This window comes from Pseudomonas sp. DR 5-09, from assembly GCF_001655595.1.
GTDB lineage: Bacteria > Pseudomonadota > Gammaproteobacteria > Pseudomonadales > Pseudomonadaceae > Aquipseudomonas > Aquipseudomonas pharyngis.
The window spans coordinates 3,820,828-3,840,356 of the sequence record NZ_CP011566.1 but is presented as its reverse complement, the minus strand read 5'-3'; the positions used below and the strand labels follow the sequence as shown (position 1 = coordinate 3,840,356).

Annotated in this window: 19 protein-coding genes; 5 read left to right on the top strand and 14 right to left on the bottom strand. The window is 61.1% G+C overall.

Features of this window, described 5'->3' with window-relative positions:
* Positions 1-33 precede the first annotated feature (33 nt).
* Complete coding sequence (locus tag PDR5_RS17095; RefSeq protein WP_064597406.1) at positions 34-2,166, bottom strand: TonB-dependent receptor; 2,133 nt, start codon at positions 2,164-2,166, stop codon at positions 34-36.
* A 94-nt stretch (positions 2,167-2,260) separates the two neighbouring features.
* Positions 2,261-2,647, bottom strand: a complete 387-nt coding sequence (locus PDR5_RS17090; protein ID WP_064597404.1) for a DUF2946 domain-containing protein — start codon at positions 2,645-2,647, stop codon at positions 2,261-2,263.
* 94 nt (positions 2,648-2,741) lie between these two features.
* On the opposite strand from PDR5_RS17090, the gene PDR5_RS17085 reads away from it, so the two are divergent.
* Positions 2,742-3,182, top strand: a complete 441-nt coding sequence (locus PDR5_RS17085; RefSeq protein WP_007950535.1) for a DUF3995 domain-containing protein — start codon at positions 2,742-2,744, stop codon at positions 3,180-3,182.
* Here the strand turns inward: PDR5_RS17085 and PDR5_RS17080 are convergent.
* The 7 genes from PDR5_RS17080 to PDR5_RS17050 all read right to left on the bottom strand — a co-directional run bounded on the left by PDR5_RS17080 (position 3,179) and on the right by PDR5_RS17050 (position 10,263).
* On the bottom strand, positions 3,179-3,541 hold the full coding sequence (locus tag PDR5_RS17080) for a Na+/H+ antiporter subunit G (RefSeq protein WP_064597402.1): 363 nt from the start codon (positions 3,539-3,541) through the stop codon (positions 3,179-3,181). The two genes, PDR5_RS17085 and PDR5_RS17080, sit on opposite strands and share 4 nt — an antisense overlap.
* A complete protein-coding gene (locus PDR5_RS17075; RefSeq protein ID WP_011334688.1) occupies positions 3,538-3,816 on the bottom strand; it encodes a K+/H+ antiporter subunit F in 279 nt (92 codons plus the stop codon). Before PDR5_RS17075 ends, PDR5_RS17080 begins: the two co-directional genes overlap by 4 nt.
* The gene (locus PDR5_RS17070; RefSeq protein WP_064597400.1) at positions 3,813-4,301 is read right to left on the bottom strand and encodes a Na+/H+ antiporter subunit E; all 489 of its coding nucleotides are present in this window, start codon (positions 4,299-4,301) and stop codon (positions 3,813-3,815) included. Before PDR5_RS17070 ends, PDR5_RS17075 begins: the two co-directional genes overlap by 4 nt.
* Positions 4,298-5,977 carry a monovalent cation/H+ antiporter subunit D gene (locus tag PDR5_RS17065; protein ID WP_064597399.1) on the bottom strand — a complete coding sequence of 560 codons (1,680 nt, stop codon included), beginning with the start codon at positions 5,975-5,977 and terminating at the stop codon, positions 4,298-4,300. Before PDR5_RS17065 ends, PDR5_RS17070 begins: the two co-directional genes overlap by 4 nt.
* Positions 5,974-6,318: a Na+/H+ antiporter subunit C gene (locus PDR5_RS17060; protein ID WP_003192163.1), complete on the bottom strand. Its 345-nt coding sequence runs from the start codon at positions 6,316-6,318 to the stop codon at positions 5,974-5,976. Before PDR5_RS17060 ends, PDR5_RS17065 begins: the two co-directional genes overlap by 4 nt.
* Positions 6,318-9,218, bottom strand: coding sequence for a monovalent cation/H+ antiporter subunit A (locus PDR5_RS17055; RefSeq protein WP_064597396.1), 2,901 nt, complete (start codon positions 9,216-9,218; stop codon positions 6,318-6,320). The genes PDR5_RS17060 and PDR5_RS17055 overlap by 1 nt, the downstream gene beginning before the upstream one ends.
* Before the next feature lie 106 nt (positions 9,219-9,324).
* Complete coding sequence (locus PDR5_RS17050) at positions 9,325-10,263, bottom strand: DMT family transporter (RefSeq protein WP_064597395.1); 939 nt, start codon at positions 10,261-10,263, stop codon at positions 9,325-9,327.
* 85 nt (positions 10,264-10,348) lie between these two features.
* On the opposite strand from PDR5_RS17050, the gene PDR5_RS17045 reads away from it, so the two are divergent.
* From PDR5_RS17045 to PDR5_RS17035, 3 genes are all read left to right on the top strand, one after another.
* Positions 10,349-10,912 (top strand): helix-turn-helix domain-containing protein, encoded by a 564-nt coding sequence (locus tag PDR5_RS17045; protein WP_064597393.1) that lies wholly within the window; start codon positions 10,349-10,351, stop codon positions 10,910-10,912.
* 216 nt (positions 10,913-11,128) lie between these two features.
* Positions 11,129-12,532 (top strand): LLM class flavin-dependent oxidoreductase, encoded by a 1,404-nt coding sequence (locus PDR5_RS17040; protein ID WP_064597391.1) that lies wholly within the window; start codon positions 11,129-11,131, stop codon positions 12,530-12,532.
* 59 nt (positions 12,533-12,591) lie between these two features.
* Entirely contained in the window at positions 12,592-14,004 is a 1,413-nt protein-coding gene (locus tag PDR5_RS17035; protein WP_064597389.1) for an FAD/NAD(P)-binding protein, read from the top strand.
* A gap of 64 nt (positions 14,005-14,068) precedes the next feature.
* On the opposite strand, the gene PDR5_RS17030 is transcribed toward PDR5_RS17035, so the two are convergent.
* From PDR5_RS17030 to PDR5_RS17020, 3 genes are all read right to left on the bottom strand, one after another.
* On the bottom strand, positions 14,069-14,317 hold the full coding sequence (locus PDR5_RS17030) for a hypothetical protein (protein WP_039767006.1): 249 nt from the start codon (positions 14,315-14,317) through the stop codon (positions 14,069-14,071).
* Between the two features lie 108 nt (positions 14,318-14,425).
* Positions 14,426-15,160, bottom strand: coding sequence for a substrate-binding periplasmic protein (locus tag PDR5_RS17025; RefSeq protein WP_064597387.1), 735 nt, complete (start codon positions 15,158-15,160; stop codon positions 14,426-14,428).
* A gap of 120 nt (positions 15,161-15,280) precedes the next feature.
* Positions 15,281-16,216, bottom strand: coding sequence for a polyprenyl synthetase family protein (locus PDR5_RS17020; protein WP_064597385.1), 936 nt, complete (start codon positions 16,214-16,216; stop codon positions 15,281-15,283).
* A 296-nt stretch (positions 16,217-16,512) separates the two neighbouring features.
* On the opposite strand from PDR5_RS17020, the gene idi reads away from it, so the two are divergent.
* The gene (gene idi / locus PDR5_RS30210; protein ID WP_237233727.1) at positions 16,513-18,051 is read left to right on the top strand and encodes an isopentenyl-diphosphate Delta-isomerase; all 1,539 of its coding nucleotides are present in this window, start codon (positions 16,513-16,515) and stop codon (positions 18,049-18,051) included.
* A gap of 38 nt (positions 18,052-18,089) precedes the next feature.
* On the opposite strand, the gene PDR5_RS17010 is transcribed toward idi, so the two are convergent.
* Both PDR5_RS17010 and PDR5_RS17005 read right to left on the bottom strand, forming a co-directional pair.
* The gene (locus PDR5_RS17010; protein WP_442963862.1) at positions 18,090-18,455 is read right to left on the bottom strand and encodes a hypothetical protein; all 366 of its coding nucleotides are present in this window, start codon (positions 18,453-18,455) and stop codon (positions 18,090-18,092) included.
* A 209-nt stretch (positions 18,456-18,664) separates the two neighbouring features.
* The gene (locus tag PDR5_RS17005; protein WP_039766999.1) at positions 18,665-19,402 is read right to left on the bottom strand and encodes a response regulator; all 738 of its coding nucleotides are present in this window, start codon (positions 19,400-19,402) and stop codon (positions 18,665-18,667) included.
* Between the last annotated feature and the right edge of the window lie 127 nt (positions 19,403-19,529).

Here is a 19,529-nt window from a genome sequence, read left to right as displayed (position 1 = left end):
ATTCCTGTGGGAGCGGGCTTGCCCGCGAAGCTTTTAGAAGCGGGTTTGCACAGCCAGCTCAAAGGTGCGCGGTGTGCCGAGGTAATACGCCGGCGATACATGGGCGAACTCGGCATACACCTCATTCGTCAGGTTGCGCACTCGTCCGGTCACGGTGGTGTGCGAGTCCACCTTGTAGCTGAGAAAGCTGCCAAACAACGTGTACGACGGCACGGTCATGGTGTTGGCCGTGTCGGCGAACACCGACGCCACGTACCGCGCATCGACCCCGCCTTGCCACTGCGGCGAGAAATCATAGGTCAGCCACAGATTGCCCACCCGGTCCGGCACGTTGGTCGGTGTATTGCCCTTGCGCGAAACCACTACGCCGGCGGCGTTCTTCTCGTTGAACTCATCGTATTGCGCATCGACCCAGGCGAAGTTGCCTTCGGCCAGCAACTTTTCGGTGATCCGCAGCGAGCTGGCAATCTCGATGCCCTTCGAAGTCTGCTGGCCGACCGGAATGCTGCTGGTCGGGTCCAGTGGATCCGTCACCGCGAAGTCCTTGCGCTCGATGGTGTAGGCGGCCACCGTCGCCGAGCCGCGTCCGTTCAGGTAGTCGAACTTGCTGCCGATTTCCCATTGCTTGCCGGTCGAGACATCGAAGTCCTGCGTGCCATTGGGTTGCTCGGCGGCGGTGCTGTATTGCACGTACACATTGGCTGACGGAATGAACTGATACGTCAGGCCGACACGCCCGGTGACCGGCTCCCAGCTGCGTTTGAGATGGCGCGGGTTGCTCGCGGTCACCGTGCGATGGTTGGTCACGTCGAGGTCGATTTCGTCGTAGCGCAGCCCAGTGAGCAGGGAAAGCTTGTCGGTCAGTGCCAGGCGGTTTTCGCCGAACAGCGCTTTGGTCGTGACTTCGTTGGTCTTGTCGCTGACGAAACCCGGCATCGTTCCGGGAATGTCATAGAAATGCCCCGGACGGTAGTTGTTCGGGTTCACCGTGCTGGCGCCTTTGACGTTCAGCGGCGAGTTGGTGGTCTGGTTGACCTTGTACTCGAAACCGCCGGACCAGGTGGTGTCGAGGCCGAACAGGCTGTTGTCGTGGCGCAGTTCGAACTGGTTGCCGTTCTGCTCGCCCTGGTGTCGCACCTGATACGCAGTGGAGCGGTTCACTGCGCTGTTGTCGGCGTTGTATTGATAGGTTTCCAGGTTGCGGTAGTCGCGCTGGCTGTCGAGGTGATAGAGGGTGTTGCGCAGGGTGGTGCTGTCGTTGATCCGGTAATCGATGATCGAGCGCACCCAGATCGTCCGCTGCTCGTAGCGGCCGTCCTCGACGTTGTAGTTGTTGAAGCGGTTGTGCTTGTCGATCTTCAACTCGCCGACCTTGGGGTTGAGCACCGGCGTGCCCCAGTACGGGCTGTCCTCGTGTTCGTCCTGATATTCCAGGGCCAGGGTGTGCGACAGGTTCGGCGTCAGGTCACTGAGCAACGAGAACGCCACGCTCCAGGCATCGCGTTCCTGGCGGTCGATGTAGCCGTTGCTGGTGTTGTGGCTGACGTCGAGACGCGCGTAGTGCTGCACGTCGGCGCCGGGGTCGGTCAGCGCGTGATTGAGGCCGAACGCGGTTTCGGTGGTGTCGTAGGTGCCATAGCTGACCCGGCCTTTGATGGCTTGCTCGTCGCGGGTGGCCAGTTTGGTCACGTAGTTCAGCGAACCACCGACCGAGCCGGCGCCGTTGATCAACGATGACGGGCCGCCGACCAGTTCCACCCGATCATAAATCCATGAATCCACGGGGCGCGCCAGCCCGCCGGAAACGTTGACGCCGTTGAACATCTGGGTGATCTGGCTGCTGGTGAAACCGCGATAGGAGATGAACCCGCCAAAGCCAGGCGGGGCACTGGCGTTCACGCCCGGCAAGGTGTTGGCCGCGTCCTGAAAGTTTTGCGAACCGCGACGTTCGATGTCACTGCGGTTGGCAATGGCCACCGAGGCCGGGGTGTCACGCACGCTGAGGCCGAGGCGCGAGGCCATGCCGCTGGACTGGTCGAGGCTCAGGCCAGGCTCGGCACCGGATTCGCCGTCAATAGTGATCGGCGCCAGATCCACGGTGGATTGCGCCCAGACGTTGACGGACAGGCAGCCGCAGAGGCTTGCCAGCAAGGTAAGTTGTTTCATTGATTGAATCCTGAATGCTTGTTCTCGGAGTCAGCGCACAGGCGAACGCCGCGCGTTGGCGCAGTGGGCTGACAGATCAAAAAGGCAAGGGCACTCAGGCGAGCGGCGGGGCGCGGGGATTGGCCGAAGGCCAGATAAAACGGGCAGGAAGGTCGGCGCTGACGATGGCCGGCAGCGGCGGGCTGTGTTGTTCCGGCAGGATCGCCAGGGTCAGGCTGGAGTTGAACGCCGGGCCCATGCCTCCGGTGGAGCACAGTGGACAGCCGAACGCCTTGGCCAGGGTCGGCAGTTTTTCTTCGGTGGGACTCGAGGCGAGCGGCGCCTGGGTGCTCGGGTCGACGGCACAGAACTGTCCGCCGATACCGTTGAGCTGCATACCGACCATTTGTCCGTGACCGATGCTGCAGGCGAACACGTTGAACAGGACGCAGCAATAGAGCATCCAGGCCAGCAGTGAGCGATCGGTACGGGTGAATTTCATGGGGCGGCACTTTACCGCACCGCCGATCGGTCGTGCACATGGAAAAATGCCGACTAGGATGTTTTGTTCAAATCCCTTTCAAGGATTCTCGACCATGACCTTTGTGTTGGCTCAATGGCTGGTGACGATATTCGCGGTGATCAGCCTGATGCATGTGTATTGGGCGATGGGTGGACAGTGGGCGGCCGTTGCGGTGGTGCCGCAGGTTCCGGTGGATAACGGCGGGCTGACCCTCAGGCCTGCGTTCAAGCCGTCAGGCTGGATCACGCTGGTGGTAGCGGCAGCCCTGCTACTGATTGCCGCACTGGTGTGCATGCGAGTGGGGTGGTGGCTGCCCGCCGTGCATCACTGGGCGCTGCAATGGGTGATCAGCGCGATTGCGCTGCTGATGTTTGCGCGGGCGATCGGCGATTCGGAGCTGGTGGGTTTTTTCAAGGAAGTGAAGGGGTCGCGGTTTGCCCGGCTCGACACTTGGGTTTACTCGCCGCTGTGTCTGATTTTGGGAGCCGGGCTATTGGCTGTTGCCTGGATCTAGCTGCCGGTTTCAGTACGTCGGCTGCTCACCTCGGCCGGCACATCATCCCCGGCCATGCGCTTGCGGAACAACGCCGCCCGCGCCAGCAGCAGGGTGGTCACCGGCACGGTGATCGACAGCAGAATCGGGATCAGCCATGCGTGCAGCAGCGGCCCGGACTTGAGCGCGGAAAAACAGATGATCGATGCCAGCGCCACACACCACGCGCCGAGGGTCGAGGCCAGTGCCGGCGGGTGCATGCGCTGGAAGTAATCCTTCATCCGCAGCAGGCCGGTCGCACCGATCAGGGCGAAAATACCGCTGAGCACCAGCAGAATCGCCACCGGGATTTCCACCCACAAAGACAGTTCAGCGTTCATTCGATCACCTCGCCACGCAGGAGGAATTTCGCCAGGGCAAACGAGCCGACGAAGCCGAACAGCGCGATCAGCAGCGCCGCTTCGAAGTAGGTGTCACTGGCATAACGAATCCCCAGGGTCAGCATCATCAGCATGGCGACGATGTACAGGTAATCCAGCGCCAGTACCCGGTCCTGCGCCGACGGGCCTTTGAACAGGCGCACCAGCGTGAGGACCATGGCCAGGGAAAACAGGAACAGCGTCAGCAGAATGGCGTTCGACAGCAGCGGGCTCATTCGAAAATCTCCATCAACGGCCGCTCGTAAGTGACCTTGAAGTGCTGGATGAACTGCGCCTCGTCATCCAGATCCCAGACGTGCAGCAACAGAATGCTGCGATCCAGCGCCAGTTCTGACCAGACTGTGCCGGGAATAACCGTGGTGATCATCGACAATGCTGCCAGGCCGTTGGCGTCGCGCAGGTCCAGCGGCACCTTGATGAAGCGCGAGCGAGGCGGGCGGCGACCGGCGTTGAGCACGCCCCAGGCCACCTGCAGGTTCGAGACGATCACGTCACGCCCGACCAGCAGAAACAATCGCAGGATCGTGCCCGGGCGGCGGATGTGGATCCGCTGCGGGCGCAATTTGCGCATCATCAGCGGGGCGCAGAAACCGAGTACGGCACCCAGCAGCAGGTTGCCCGGGCTGACCGACAGGTTCAGCACCAGCCACAGCAACCACAGCGCAAGCGACAACCACGGAGCCGGAATCAGACGCTTCATGGCTGCACCTCCAGCAGCGCAGCCTTGGCTTCCGGGCTCGGCACGGCGCGGGTGCCGAGCACCGCCATCACGTATTGCTGCGGATTGTTCAGGGCATCGGCCGCTGCCTGGGTGTAACGCAGCAGTGGTTCAGCCTTGAAGGTCAGGGCGATGCTCAGACCGAGCAGCAGGAAAATCGGTGTGCATTCCAGTTTGCGCAGCAGCGGCGACGGGCGCTCCTCGGGCGACCAGAAGCGCTGGATCCCCAGGCGCGAGAACGCCATCAGCGAGCCGAGGCCTGTAAGAATCAGCAAGGCCAGTAAGCCCCAGGCGGCATTCGAGATCGGTTCGCCTGCGCCGAGGCCCAGCGGATTGAGCAGGGCACCGATCAGGCTGAGCTTGCCGATGAAGCCGGACAGCGGCGGCATGCCGATAATCAACAGCGCGCAGGCAATGAAGCTCAGACCGAGGAAGGCCATGGTCCACGGGATCACCTGACCGACCACGGCTTTCTGATCGTCGTCGAGGTTGATGCCCTTGATCGGACGCTGCCATTCCTGCGGACGCGGCAGCAGTTCGTTCTCGTCTTCCAGCGGCACTTCGATGGCGGTGCGCGAACGTTCGATCAATTCGGCCAGCAGGAACAGCGCACTCAGCGCCAGGGTCGAGCTGACCAGATAGAACAGCGCGGCGCCGATCAGGTTTGGCTGGGCGAAGCCCACGGCCGACAGCAGGATCCCCGCGGATACCAGAATGCTCAGGCTGGCCATGCGTTCCAGGCGTTGCGCGGCGATGATCGCCACACCCGCGCCGGCCATGGTGGCCATGCCTCCGTAGATCAGCCAGTCGCCGCCAAAGTACGCCGAAGCGCCGGCCTGGCCCGAGAACAGCAACGTCCACAGGCGCAGCAGGGTGTAGACACCGACCTTGGTCATGATCGCGAACATCGCCGCCACCGGTGCGCTGGCCGACGAATAGGCCGGCACCAGCCAGAAGTTCAGCGGCCACATGCCGGCCTTGGCCAGGAATGCCACGGCCAGAATTCCCGCGCCGGCGTGCAGCAGGCCACGGTCGGCTTCCGGCACCAGCGGGATCTTCAGGGCCAGATCCGCCATGTTCAGCGTGCCGGTCACACCGTAGATCAGCGCCGCGCCGATCAGGAACAGCGACGACGCCAGCAGGTTGATCGAGATGTAATGCAGCCCCGACGACACCCGCGCCCGGCCCGAACCATGAAGCAACAGGCCGTAGGACGCGGCCAGCAATACCTCGAAGAATACGAACAGGTTGAACAGGTCCGCCGTCAGGAATGCGCCGTAAAGGCCCATCAACTGAATCTGGAACAAGGCGTGGAAGCTCGACCCGGCGCCGTCCCAGCGGGCCATGGCGAACAGCAGGGCGCTGACGCCAATGATCCCGGTCAGCACCAGCATCAGCGCCGAAAGGCGATCGACCACCAGCACGATGCCGAACGGCACCTGCCAATTGCCCGGCAGGTAGACGCCGATCGAGCCGGGCACGCCGGTGGTCTGGGTCCATTGCAGCAGCAACACCGAAATGCCGAGGCCGAGGAGGCTGGAGAACAGGTTGATTTTCGCCTTCAGCGGACGGTGCTTTTCGCCGAGCATCAGCATGATGGCGGCGGTCAGCAGCGGCAGCAGAATCGGTGCGGCGATCAGGTGAGTCATCGCCGTCATTCCTTGGGCTCCCTTCCGTCAACGTGGTCGGTGCCGGTCAGGCCCCGAGAGGCCAGCAACACCACCAGAAACAATGCGGTCATGGCGAAGCTGATGACGATGGCCGTCAGCACCAGCGCCTGGGGCAACGGGTCGGTGTAATTGAGCAGGTCCTGCGGCACGCCGTCCTTGATGATCGGCTCCTTGCCGATGAACAGGCTGCCCATGCTGAAGATGAACAGATTGACGCCGTAGGACAGCAGGCACAGGCCCATCACCACCTGGAATGTCCGTGGCCGCAGGATCAGCCAGACCCCGGACGCGGCGAGTACGCCGATGGCGATTGCGATGACTTCTTCCATCAGGCGGCTCCTTTGGCGGCAGCGGTTTTATGGCCCCGGACCGATTGGTGGGCGAGGGCGGTGAGGATCAGCAAGGTCGAGCCGACCACCACGGCGTAGACGCCGATATCGAAGAACAGCGCGCTGGCGATATGGATATCACCCAGCAGCGGCAGGCTGAAGTGCCAGGTGTGGGTGGTCAGGAACGGATAGCCCACCGCCATCGCCCCGAGGCCGGTAACGGTGGCGAACAGCAGGCCGGTGCCCATCCAGCGCAGTGGGCGCAGGCTCATTTGCGCCTCGACCCACTGAGTGCCGGCGACCATGTATTGGAGGATGAACGCCACCGACATCACCAGACCGGCGACGAAGCCGCCACCCGGCTGGTTGTGCCCGCGCATGAACAGGTAGAACGACACCACCAGCGCAATCGGCAGCAGCAGGCGCACCAGTACCGCCGGCACCATCATGAAACCGAGCGCGGTGTCGCTGGCCGAGCGCGGGTTGACCAGATCGGTCACCACGTCGGGGGCGAGCAGGCGCTGCTGGGCCGGCAGTTGCAGGCTTTCTTTCGGCGGGCGGAAGCGACGCAGCAGGGCGAACACGGTCAGGGCCACGGCGGCGAGCACTGTGATCTCACCAAGGGTGTCGAAACCACGGAAATCCACCAGCATCACGTTGACCACGTTGCTGCCGCCGCCCTCGGGCAGGGCGCGGCTCAGGTAGAACGAAGAAATGTCGTTCGGCGTCTGCCGGGTCAGCATCGCGTAGGACAGCAGCGCCATGCCGCCACCGACGGCAATCGACAGCAGCAAGTCGCGCAGACGTCGAACCCGCGCCTTGCGCAGGCTGCTTGGCAGCGGCGAAACCTCTTCGATCCGCCGTGGCAGCCAGCGCAGGCCGAGCAGGATCAGCACGGTGGTCACCACTTCGACCACCAGTTGCGTCAGGGCCAGATCCGGCGCCGAGAACCAGACGAAGGTTACGCAGGTCATCAGGCCGCAGACGCTGACCATGGTCAGTGCGGCGAGACGGTGATACTTGGCCTGCCACGCAGCGCCCAGGGCGCAGGCGATTGCCAGCAACCACAGGGTCACGAACACGATCGAGCCCGGGATCTTCGGCCGGTCGCCCCAGCTCAGGTTGCTGTGCAGCATCGGGATCAGCCCGGCCAGCACCGCCGCCAGCACCATCAGGAACAATTGCGCTTGCAGGCGCTTGGTGCCGATTCGTCGCTCCAGGCGTCGAGCCAGGCGCATCATCGCCACCAGGCTGCGTTCAAACATTCGCTTGCCGTTAAGGCGACCCGCCAGCGGCGGATACTTGAAGCGGCCGCGCTTGAGCTGGTTGCGCAGCAGCAGATACAGCACGATGCCGCCAGACATGGCGATCAGGCTCATGATCATCGGTGCATTGAGGCCGTGCCAGATCGCCAGGCTGTATTCCGGCAGCACGCCACCCACCACCGGCAACGCGGCGGCGGCGAGCAACGGGCCGACCACCTGGGCCGGGAAAATCCCCACCAGCAGGCAGGTGAACACCAGCAGTTCCACCGGCGCACGCATCCAGCGCGGGGGCTCGTGCGGGGTGTGCGGCAGGTCGGTGGCAGTCGGGCCGAAGAACACATCAACGGTGAAACGCAGCGAATAGGCCACGCTGAACATACCGGCAATGGTCGCGACGATCGGCAGGCTGGTTTCAACCCACGCAGTGGCGTTGATGAACACGGTTTCGGCGAAGAACATCTCCTTGGACAGGAAACCGTTGAGCAGCGGCACGCCGGCCATGGACGCACTGGCGACCATCGCCAGGGTGGCGGTGAATGGAATCAGTTTGAACAGGCCGTTGAGCTTGCGGATGTCGCGGGTGCCACTTTCGTGGTCGATGATCCCGGCGGCCATGAACAGTGAAGCCTTGAAGGTCGCGTGGTTGAGAATGTGGAACACCGCCGCCACAGCGGCCAGCGGACTGTTCAAACCCAGCAGCAGCGTGATCAGGCCGAGGTGGCTGATGGTCGAGTAGGCCAGCAGCCCTTTGAGATCGTTCTGGAACATCGCGCAATACGCGCCGAGCAACAGCGTGGCGGCGCCGGCGCCGCTGACGATGTAGAACCATTCTTCGCTGCCGGACAGCGATGGCCACAGACGGGCCAGCAGGAAAACCCCGGCCTTGACCATGGTTGCCGAGTGCAGGTACGCCGAAACCGGTGTGGGGGCCGCCATCGCGTGGGGCAGCCAGAAGTGGAAGGGGAACTGGGCGCTTTTGCTGAGCGCGCCGATAAGAATGAGGGGAAGCAGGATGGGGTAGAGAGCGTGTGCGCGAATCAGATCGCCGGCGGCCAGGACCTTGTCCAGGTCATAGCTGCCGACCACATGGCCGAGGATCATGACCCCCGCCAGCAAGCACAATCCTCCCGCGCCGGTAACCATCAACGCCATGTACGCACCACGGCGCGCGTCGTGGCGGTGGTGCCAGTAGCCGATCAACAGGAACGAGAAAAGGCTGGTCAGCTCCCAGAAGAATACGATCTGGATCAGGTTGCCGGAGATCACCAGCCCGAGCATGGCACCCATGAACGCCAGAAAGAACGCGAAGAAGCGCGGCACCGGATCGTCCGGCGACATGTAATAACGGGCATATAAGGAAACGAGGGTGCCGATGCCCAGCACCAGCATCGAGAACAGCCAGGCGAAGCCGTCCATGCGCAGGACGAAGTTCAGGCCCAGGCTGGGCAGCCAGGTGAATTCTTCGCGGATCACGCCGCCGTGGGCGATCTGCGGGTACAGCATCGCGACCGAGACAGTGCCGATCAGTGCGACCAGACCTGCCAGCAGGGATTCAGCGTTACGTGCGTTGTGCGGCAGCACGGCTGCCAGACAGCTGCCCAGAAAAGGCAGAAGCAGTAGAACTATCAGGGACATAGGCTTCTAATCTGCGGAAGTTTGTGAAGCATCATACGTGCCAGCTCCCGGATCGCCAAACGCGAGGATGTCTCTGAATCCTACAAAGTAGCCGTAAAACCCCCGTTTAGCCTTCGGTCTCGTGCTCCAATTCTTCCGTGACCGTTTGTGTCTCTTTGCCTTTGGTCTTCAATTCACTGACGATCACCGCCGCCACGATCAGCCCCGCACCCACCAATGCAATCGCTGGCAGACGCTCCCCCGCGATGCGCCCGACGATTCCGGCCCACAGCGGCTCACCGGCGTAGATCAAGGTCGCGCGGGTCGGCGAAACACTTTTCTGCGCCCAGTTCATCGCCACCTGAATCGCCGCGCTCATCGCGCCCAGGCCCAGGGCGGTGCTCAGCAACAGCCACGAGAAATCCGGAATCGCCTCGCCGGTCGGCACCACCATCAAGAAAGACAGGGCCGCGGTTACCGCCAGTTGCACCACCGTCACTCGGCGCACATCCACCTGCCCGGCGTAGTTACTGATGAGGATGATTTCGGCCGCAATCGCGATGGCGCTGATCAGCGTGGCGATTTCACCGGGGCTGAAATTCAGCGAAGCCCCGGATGGCCCGGAAAGCAGCATCAGTCCGGTAAACGCCAGCATGATGCCGATGCTCGGCATCAAACCCGGGCGCCGGCCCAGCACCAGCCATTGCAACAGCGGCACGAACGGCACGTACAACGCCGTGATGAACGCCGACTGGCTGCTTGGGATACTCTGCAACCCAACGGTCTGCAAGCCATAACCGAGCAGGATCGCCACGCCGATAAAGGCGCCAGCCTTGAATTCGAACAGGGTCAGTTCCCGCAAGTGTTTCCAGGAGAACAGCGCAACAATGCCTGCGGCGGCGGCAAAGCGCAGGCCGACGAAAAACATCGGGCCGCTGACGGTCATGGCGTGCTGCACCAGCAGGAAGGTGCCGCCCCAAAGCATGGTGATCAACACCAGCACGCACTCGGCTTTGCTGAACCGGGAAAACCGCAGGGGAGTTTGAGGGGAGTTGGCTGACGTCATGACCTTGCGCACTTTTAAGAAGGAGACGCACAATGCGCCAAATGGTGCGCAGTATACTGCCCAACCCCAGCCAGTGAGCAATATAGTGCACAGAGATTCCGTTCAGCGGGCTTCAGTCCTGCAACACGTCAGCCAGAACGTCCGGCGCCTGCGCCACGCCGCCGACATGAGCCAGACGGCCCTCGCCGAAAAGTCCGGGGTCAGCCGCCGAATGCTGGTGGCCATCGAGGCGGGTGAGAAGAATGTCAGTCTGACCACCCTCGACCGCGTCGCCGAAGCCCTCGAAGTGGCCTTCAGCGATCTGATCCAGGCCCCGGACAATCGCGATCCCGGCCGTATCAACGAACTTGCCTGGGCCGGCAGCATCCCCGGCAGCAAAGCCGTTTTGCTATCCAAGGCCAATGCCACTCGCGCGGTGGAACAGTGGGAATGGTGCCTGCAACCGGGCGAGGTCTATCCCTCGCAACCGGACGCCGAGGGCTGGAGCGAGCAGATTTTTGTGTTCGAAGGCTGCCTGACGCTGATGCTCGGCGACCAACCCCAGCGCATCGCCGCCGGCGAGTTTTTCATGTTCGCCAGCAATCAGCCGCACACCTACCGCAATGACGGGGAAGTGGCCGCGCGCTTCGTGCGCAATGTGGTGATCTGACTGTTGCTGCGCCGACAGCCAATAAACAGTTTGTTCCCTACCGTTTGCAGGCTACTTTAGGTTGTTATCCCAATGCATTGATAAATATAGAAAATATATTCAGGCATGACTCCTGCTAAGGGTTGTGGATCCTCATCCGGAAACCACGGAGTCGCCTTACATGACCGCTTCAAACCCAATCGTGAAACGCCTCCTGAACATCGGGAGTGCCATCTGATGCCCCGCGAAATCCGCCTCAACGCCTTCGACATGAACTGCGTCGGTCATCAGTCGCCGGGCCTGTGGGCTCACCCTCGGGATCGCTCCTGGCAATACAAGGATCTGGTGTACTGGACCGATCTGGCGAAAGTCCTTGAGAGTGGCAAGTTCGACGGCTTGTTCATCGCCGACGTGCTGGGCATCTACGACGTCTACAACGGCAATGGCGAAGCGGCGATCCGGCAGGCGGCGCAGGTGCCGGTCAACGATCCGTTGCAACTGATCCCGCCAATGGCCCTGGTCACCGAGCACCTGGGGTTTGGCCTGACCGCCTCGTTATCCTTCGAACATCCATATCCATTCGCTCGACGCCTGTCGACCCTCGATCACCTGACCAAGGGCCGTGCCGGCTGGAACATCGTCACCTCTTATCTGGAGAGCGGCGCGAAGAACATCGGCCAGCAAGCCCAGACCGAACACGACGCGCGCTACGACTTCGCCGAGGAATACCTGGAGGTCTGCTACAAACTGTGGGAAGGCAGTTGGGAAGAGGGCGCTATCCTGCGGGATCGCGAGCGGCGGATTTTCAGTGACCCGAGCAAGATCCACGAGATCCGCCACCACGGCAAACACTTCCAGGTGCCGGGCATTCACCTTTGCGAACCGTCGCCGCAGCGCACGCCGGTTCTCTACCAGGCCGGCGCGTCCAGTCGTGGCAAGCAGTTTGCTGCCGAGCATGCCGAGTGTGTATTTGTCGCGGCACCGTCGAAAGTGCTGCTGAAGAAAACGGTGGCCGACATCCGCCGCCGCGCCGCCGAGGCCGGGCGCGATCCGTCGAAGATCCTGATCTTCAATCTGCAAACGGTGATCTTGGGCGAGACCGACGCCAAGGCCAAAGCCAAGTTCGAAGAATACAAATCCTGGGTCAGCTACGAAGGCGCGATGGCATTGATCTCGGGCTGGACCGGCATCGATTTCAGCCGCTTCAAACCGGACGAGCCGCTTAAGCATGTGCATACCAATGCGATCCAGTCGGCGGTCGAGGCTTTTTCCACGGCCGATCCGAACAAGGTCTGGACCCCCAACGAACTGGCTGACTGGGTCGGCATCGGCGGCTTCGGCCCGCTGTTCGTCGGCAGCCCGGAAACGGTGGCGGACCTGTTGCAGGAATGGGTCGATGAAACCGACGTCGACGGCTTCAACCTGGCCTACGCGCTGACCCACGAAACGTTCATCGACGCGGTGGAATTGCTGGTGCCGGAGTTGCAGAAGCGCGGTGTCTACAAGACCGAGTACGCGCCGGGGACCTTGCGCGAGAAGCTGTTTGGCGAAGGGCCGAGACTGCCGGAGATCCATCCGGGCAGCGGCTATCGAAACCTCGGCGAGCTGCATCGGCAGGAGAAAAAGGTCGCGTCTGTCTAGACGTCTTCGCGGCGTCTGAATGACACTGGCCCGAGCATATCCTCAGCTGCGAGAACGGCATGACTCAAACCGATACAACCGCCACCCGTCACGCCGACATTCTGATTGTCGGCGGCGGCCTCAGCGGTACGATGCTGGCGGTGCAATTGCTGCGTTTGCCGGGGCGCAGAACGATTCTGGTGATCGAGCCCCGGGCCGAACTGGGCCGGGGCGAAGCGTACAGTGCGGTGGAACTGGGCCACACGCTCAACGGCAATGCGGCGCGGATGAGCGTCGATCCGGACGATGCCGATGACCTGACCCAGTGGCTGACCGCTCACATCGCTGGCGGTGGCTGGCCGGAGTCGGATCAGCAACATGTACCGGTCAGCGAACTGTTTCCACCTCGGGGTTTGTTCGGCGTGTATGTGCAGCAGCGTCTGGCGGAGGCGCAGCAGGTGGGCGCGCAACACGGTTCGACGGTCGAGCATGTGCGCGCCGAAGTGGTCGATGTTCAGGCCTCCAACGATTCCGTGCAGCTCATCTTGAGTGACGGTCAACAGTTGCAGGGTGCTTTTGCCGTGTTGGCGACCGGGATGTTCCCGGCTGCCCGCACCCCGCAAAAGGAGTCCAGCGGCCTCAACGCGGCGGCGCTCGATCCGTGGGATGTCGCTGCAATGCGTCAACTTGATCCGCAGTCGACGGTGCTGATCATCGGTTCCGGCTTGACCATGGTCGATGCCGTGGTGTCGCTGGAGCAGGCCGGGCATCGCGGGCCGATCGAGGTGTTTTCCCGGCACGGGCTGTTGCCCCATGTGCGTCGGCAACCGCCCGTGTGGGTGGACTTCCTCGCCGAGGATCACAGCATCCGCACGCCGCGCCAGTTACTGCGCGAATTGCGCCGGCATTGCCGCGACGCCATCGCCCAAGGCATCGACTGGCAGGCGCCGCTCGACACCGTGCGGGCGCACATCGGTCGCTTGTGGAGCCAGGCCAGCGATGCGCAGCGCCGGCAGTTCGTGCGCCATGTGCGACCGTGGTGGGAAAGTCATCACCATCGTTCACCGCCGCTGAGCGCGGAACTGGTCGAGCGTCTGCACCGGGAAGGGCGATTGCGCATTCATGCGGCGTCTTACAAGGGGCTTGAGCCGGCGCCGGACGGCGTGAGTATCCGCATTCGCCCTCGCGGTGAGGCCGAAACCCGCGTAGTGCAGGGCGCGGCGTTGATCAATTCCAGCGGCATCGAATACGACTGGCGCCGGGTCGCGCGACCGTTGCCGCAGCAGTTGCTGGCGCGCGGTCTGGTTCGGCCGGGGCCATTGGCGCTGGGCATCGCGGCGGCGGTGGACGGTGCGGTGCTGGATGAAGAGGGTCGGGTCTCGAACCGCTTGTTCGCCTTGGGCCCGCCGCTGCGTGGCATGTGGTGGGAAAGCACCGCTGTCACCGACGTGGCGTTGCAGGCCAAGGCACTGGCCGCGCGTCTGGTTCGCTGACACCCAAATGCAAGAAACCCCGCTTCGGCGGGGTTTCCTGTTTCTGGCAGCTCAAACCGATCACTCAGTAGCGCTGATATTTGGACCCGAATTCCGGGCGATTTTCCGCGACGTACAGTTTGGTCTGTTCGGCGTTCTGTTGGAGTTTGAGGCCTTGGTGTTCGGCGTCGTTGCTGACGGTGTCGACGTTCAGGGTGCCGGACTGGCCAACGGTCGCAGCCGCGACAACTGGAGTGCTGGCGTGTGGGGCAGCGATGGCGGAAGTGGCGCCGATCAGGGAAACAATGAAGCCGAGTGCGATGATGTCTTTCATGATGTTGCTCCAGAGAGTGGGGAGAAGATGGGGCCCACTGTAGTGCTGGAGGGTTTTGATGTGAAAACACCCTTGCGCATAGTTGTTATCGAAGGTGTTGATGCGCGATCAGCGCGGTAGGGTATTGCTCAGCCAGCGCTGGCGCAGCTTCTCCAGACGGCCGTCGGCCCGCAATGTATCCAGCGCCTGCTGCCAGCGTGCGACCTGTTTCGGATCGGTCTGCGGCGAAAAGGCAATGTAGGTGTTCTGTTTCATCAACGGGATCTGGTACTGCAAGCGTCCCGGCTCCATGCCTTGTTCGCGGGCGAGGGCGGCTTTGGACCAGGTATCGGAGACCACGAAATCGGTACGCCCCAGGCTGAACAGCCGCATCATCTGCTCCGGGGTTTCCACGCCGTAGAGGTTGTTCAGGTCTTGTCCTTGCAGGTAGCTGTAGACCAGCCATTTGCGCGGCACGGTGATCCGGCCCAGATGATCGGCTTCACGCAGGCTGTGCACGGGAGGCTGGAGATTGTCGCGGGCGTACAGTGCGGTTTCGACTTCGATCAGCGGCCCGACCCATTGATAGCGATCGTCGCGTTCGTCGGTACGCAGCACGGTGAATACGCCGGTGTCGGGGGTGTCGCTGGCCATGCGCAGGGCGCGCAGCAGCGGGACTTGTTGCAGATGGATACGGTCGCCGGTCTGGGTCGCCAGGGCCTGTACCACGTCCACACCGAATCCCGCGAGCTGATCACCTTGCATGAAATGCAGGGGCGGGTGGTTGTCGGTGAGCAGTTGCAGGTCCGCCGCAGTGGCCGTCAGGGCCAGCATTGACAGCAGACAGGCGGCAAATCGTTTCATGGATCGTCCCTGAACAAATCAATCGCGCAGCTTAGTACGAGCCATGACGGCTGTCGTGGGGAAACAGCGGGGCTTTTGTGTCAGAGAACAAGGCTTATCGGTAGTAGCGAGGGGCCCAGGCTACCTGATTAATGACTGATAGTAGTTATCCTGTGGTTCTTGCTCAAAGTGCACGTTCCGCAGGAACGTGTGTAGAGAACCGAAGTTTCGTTCCCCAGCTAGGCACCGGGCTTGCTCAAAATGAAGCTCAATGGTCTTGAAACTGTCTTCCATGATGTTCATCGCTCGGGTGAAAACTCCGGCATCACCCCAGTCAGAAATGATTCTGCGCTTCTGCAAGTCCGTTCTTTTACTTTTGATTAATGGACTGTTGGCCAGGATCATGAGAAACGTTTTCGGACCTCCTTCCAAATCAGGGGCAAAGCCTTTTTTCTTGAAGTGGGGCGTGTGATTTATATCGCAGTAGTCATTGATGTAGCGGTAATAGACGGCAAGTTCCAGCATCAAGTCCTGCAATGCCAAATAAACTGCTACCGGCATCGGATTGAGGCTTTGGCATGAGTCCAGGATAAACATGAAAAAGCATCCGGTATTGGCTTGTGCAATAAAACGATATTGATCCAGCGTCGGTAGGCTGTCGCCTGCACTCAACTGCGTGTCGAGGTGCTGACCGATGTGCAACGCCTCGAGACTTCCCAGGGCTGCGTGAATAAGATTCGGATCCCCCAAAGCGTTCAACTTTTGCAGGCCTTCAATGTAGCCATACATACCGGATACCAGTGCGCTGGCGATACCGAATTTCACCCAGACGGACGGGGCACCACGACGTGTAGGGTCTTCGTCAATGATGTCATCGTGTACCAGAGACGCCGTGTTGAAGAGCTCGACAATCTGGCAAAGCGTTTGCGCATGCATCGGCGCTAATTGGTAAATGTCCGCAAGCGCGAGCGTCAGTGCTGTCCTGACTTTCATGCCGGCGTGCTGTTCTTGATAGTTAAAGGCCAACGTCCAGAGTTCTCTGGCTTGCGCGTAGGTTGAGCTGGTTGATTGCAACATTGCAGAAGACTCTTTGGGCGGGTTGCCAACAGCGTACTTCTGGCAAGGGCGGGTTATACGGGAGTGACAGTTGAAACGTAGCGTATTTTTTGTGGCGATTCATGCTCAAGTAAAAACCGATTGGTTATCGACTGTAGAATTTTCAGATATATCCAGATGTTGTCTGAAGAGAGGTTGAGTGCCGAACTTGTCACTTGCTCAAATTTGTCTAGTTTTAGAATGAAGTTTTAACCCCACATGCAAAGTGAAGCCTGGTCCGACGTATCGTCCAGTCTTGAAGGGCGACGGTGACGAGAATGGAAGAGCTGATTCTTGTAGATGAATACGATCGGGAAACCGGAACTGCCGAAAAAATGCAGGTTCACCGCGACGGACTTTTGCATCGCGCCTTCTCCATCTTCATTTTCGATTTGAAAGGCCGACTGCTCCTGCAAAAACGGGCGCTGGGCAAATATCACTCTCAAGGATTATGGACTAATACGTGTTGTGGTCATCCTCGAGCCGGCGAACCGATCCTTGCGGCAGCCAGACGACGATTGTTCGAAGAAATGGGACTGGACTGCCCAGCGCTGATCGAGGTCGAGGCCTTCGTTTATCGGACACCGGTTTCGAATGGTTTGATCGAGAACGAGTATGACCACGTCTTTGTCGGGCTCAGTCGAGTGGATCCCAAGGTGAATTCCGATGAAGCGATGGATTGGAGATGGTCAAGTCTGCATGCGGTTTTTGGCGAGATCAGGCGAGATGCGGCACAGTTCACCGTCTGGCTGCAGTTAATTTTCAGACAGCACGACATCTCGACCGTACGCGGGTGGCACAAGCAGCTTCGTGACCGTGACGCGTTAATCAAACAGCATCGAAAAGACTTCGCTCTTCCACCTCGGCTGCAACGGCTTTCATTTGCGCTAAGCCCCCATGCTCAGGCAGCGGAACTGCATACTCGCCAATGGCTGATTCGACTGGGGCTGGAGGATGGGCCGCATGCGCGTCATCAACTTGATATATACCAGCCAGGGCTCTACGCCGGTTATATGTGGCCCGATGCAGGCTGTGAGGACCTTCTGTTGTTTGCTCACCTCACCGGGTGGTTCAGTTGTCAAGACGATCTGGCCGATGAGGATTTGAGTCAGGCACCTGAGTTACTGGAGCAGAGCATCCGTGACGTGCATGAGATGGCAAGCCGCGATGGACAACCGTTTTGCACCGGTCTGGCGGGCGGTCTGGCGGACATCATTCAGCAGGCGGGGGCGCAGATGCCCGCGCAGTGGCGACAACGAACGCTTGAGCAATATGAAAGTTATCTCTATCCCTGTTTGCGCGCAGCGATGCATCGGCTTGAAGGTTCGCAGCCGGCCGAACAGGATTTTGAAAGTGTCTGGCGCAATGCCGGCGGGTTTCAGGTGTGTGTGGAATTCAATTACTTCGCCGATCGTGTACACCTGCCATCTCGTGTTTATTACAGCGACATCTGGCAGGCGCTACGCAGGCTGAGCTTGAACCTGCTGAAGGCTGTTAATGACTTGTTGTCTTTCTCCATCATGAAAAACCCCATGGAGGACGTGTACAACCTGCTGACTCATCTCATTCATCATCGACAATGTTCCCCGCGTGAAGCTGCCAGCGAGGTTCGCCGTCGAATCGATGTGTGGGCCGGTGAGTTTTTCAAGCTGCAACGGCGCTTGCCGCGCGAGCTGGATCGACTTGAGTGCGACGATGTTTTACGCGAACAAGTCTTGCGCAGTGCCCGGACGCTCGAGGTGCAATGGCACGGCAATATTGCATGGCATCTGACAGTGCCTCGTTACCGGGAAGTCGTGATCGCTGCGGGGGTGTGACACCCCCGGCAGGAATCGAGTACGACGGGTACAGCCGATCAGTAGCGCTGATACTTGGAACCGAACTCGGGACGGTTCTCGGCGACCAGTACGCTGCGGGCCGAACGTTCGCGCAGTTCCTGCAAGCGGTCGGCGCCACCTTCAGCGACGCGTTCGCGCAACTCTTGCAAACGGTCAGCACCGCCTTCGGCTACGCGTTCACGCAGTTCCTGCAAGCGATCGGCACCGCCTTCGGCTACGCGTTCACGCAGTTCCTGCAAGCGATCGGCACCGCCTTCAGCCACGCGTTCACGCAGTTCCTGCAAGCGATCCGCGCCACCTTCGGCAACACGATCCTTCTGCAGGTTTTCCGCGCCGTATTCGGCGACCAGCGGCTGGGAGCTGGCGGATGCCAGATCGGCCATTGCCAGGCCGCCGAGCAGGCTGAGAGCGAGTACCAGGGATTTCGAGGACTTCAACATGGTGCTTCTCCTTGCGTTTGATGATGAGTGAACCAGTGCTTTCTGGTGGGTTCATTCAAACGCGAGGGTGTATCGCTGATATGTGGTGTTGCGGCCCGAAAACGCGGGTTACGTATCTGCGCGGCGAATTTATACAGAGCGATACAAATCCGTCAGGATTCGGCGAGCATCTCCACGGCGAAGGAGAACACATAACCCTCGTTGCGCACGGTCTTGATGTAGGTCGGCTCGCGGGAGTCGTCCAGCAGCCGCTGACGCAGGCGGCTGACCAGCAAATCAATGGAGCGGTCGAACAGGTCGGCGTCGCGACCCTGAGTCAGATTGAGCAACTGGTCGCGGCTGAGCACCCGTTGCGGATGATCGAGAAACACCCGCAGCAAACGATACTCGGCGCCGCTGAGGGCAACCATGGTGTCGTCTTCATCGAGCAGATGTCGGGCGGTGGTGTCCAGGCGCCAGCGACCGAACGCGAGCAGCCGCCCGGTTTCGGTGATCAGCAGATTGGGCGGCAGCATCCGCGTGCGGCGCAGCACGGCGTTGATCCGCGCCAGCAGTTCGCGGGCAGCGAAGGGTTTGGTCAGGTAATCGTCGGCGCCCATTTCCAGGCCGAGGATGCGGTCTGTCTGGTCGTCGCGGGCGGTGAGCATCAGGATCGGGATCGCCTTGTGCTTGCCGGCGCGCAACTCGCGGCACAGCACCAACCCGTCATCGCCGGGGAGCATGATGTCGAGCACGATCAGGTCGACCGTGTTGGCTTCCAGAAAGCTGCGCATCTGCCGGCCATCGGCGACCACGGTGCTGCGCAGGCCGTTTTTTGTCAGGTAATTGCCGACCAGTTCGCGGATCTCGCGGTCATCGTCGACGATCAGGATGTGGTTGATGTGATCCATGGTTCACACTCTTTTTGCGGGAGCGAGCCTGCTCGCGAAGGCGGTCTGTCAGTCAACAATGATGCTGAGTTCAATGGCCCCTTCGCGGGCAAGCCGGCTCCCACAGTGTTATGGGATGCCCTGAAGA

Coding starts and splice junctions, on each gene's coding strand:
- PDR5_RS17095 (WP_064597406.1), bottom strand. CDS start 2,166: ATGAAACAACTTACCTTGCTGGCAAGCCTCTGCGGCTGCCTGTCCGTC.
- PDR5_RS17090 (WP_064597404.1), bottom strand. CDS start 2,647: ATGAAATTCACCCGTACCGATCGCTCACTGCTGGCCTGGATGCTCTAT.
- PDR5_RS17085 (WP_007950535.1), top strand. CDS start 2,742: ATGACCTTTGTGTTGGCTCAATGGCTGGTGACGATATTCGCGGTGATC.
- PDR5_RS17080 (WP_064597402.1), bottom strand. CDS start 3,541: ATGAACGCTGAACTGTCTTTGTGGGTGGAAATCCCGGTGGCGATTCTG.
- PDR5_RS17075 (WP_011334688.1), bottom strand. CDS start 3,816: ATGAGCCCGCTGCTGTCGAACGCCATTCTGCTGACGCTGTTCCTGTTT.
- PDR5_RS17070 (WP_064597400.1), bottom strand. CDS start 4,301: ATGAAGCGTCTGATTCCGGCTCCGTGGTTGTCGCTTGCGCTGTGGTTG.
- PDR5_RS17065 (WP_064597399.1), bottom strand. CDS start 5,977: ATGACGGCGATGACTCACCTGATCGCCGCACCGATTCTGCTGCCGCTG.
- PDR5_RS17060 (WP_003192163.1), bottom strand. CDS start 6,318: ATGGAAGAAGTCATCGCAATCGCCATCGGCGTACTCGCCGCGTCCGGG.
- PDR5_RS17055 (WP_064597396.1), bottom strand. CDS start 9,218: ATGTCCCTGATAGTTCTACTGCTTCTGCCTTTTCTGGGCAGCTGTCTG.
- PDR5_RS17050 (WP_064597395.1), bottom strand. CDS start 10,263: ATGACGTCAGCCAACTCCCCTCAAACTCCCCTGCGGTTTTCCCGGTTC.
- PDR5_RS17040 (WP_064597391.1), top strand. CDS start 11,129: ATGCCCCGCGAAATCCGCCTCAACGCCTTCGACATGAACTGCGTCGGT.
- PDR5_RS17035 (WP_064597389.1), top strand. CDS start 12,592: ATGACTCAAACCGATACAACCGCCACCCGTCACGCCGACATTCTGATT.
- PDR5_RS17030 (WP_039767006.1), bottom strand. CDS start 14,317: ATGAAAGACATCATCGCACTCGGCTTCATTGTTTCCCTGATCGGCGCC.
- PDR5_RS17025 (WP_064597387.1), bottom strand. CDS start 15,160: ATGAAACGATTTGCCGCCTGTCTGCTGTCAATGCTGGCCCTGACGGCC.
- PDR5_RS17020 (WP_064597385.1), bottom strand. CDS start 16,216: ATGTTGCAATCAACCAGCTCAACCTACGCGCAAGCCAGAGAACTCTGG.
- idi (WP_237233727.1), top strand. CDS start 16,513: ATGGAAGAGCTGATTCTTGTAGATGAATACGATCGGGAAACCGGAACT.
- PDR5_RS17010 (WP_442963862.1), bottom strand. CDS start 18,455: ATGGCCGATCTGGCATCCGCCAGCTCCCAGCCGCTGGTCGCCGAATAC.
- PDR5_RS17005 (WP_039766999.1), bottom strand. CDS start 19,402: ATGGATCACATCAACCACATCCTGATCGTCGACGATGACCGCGAGATC.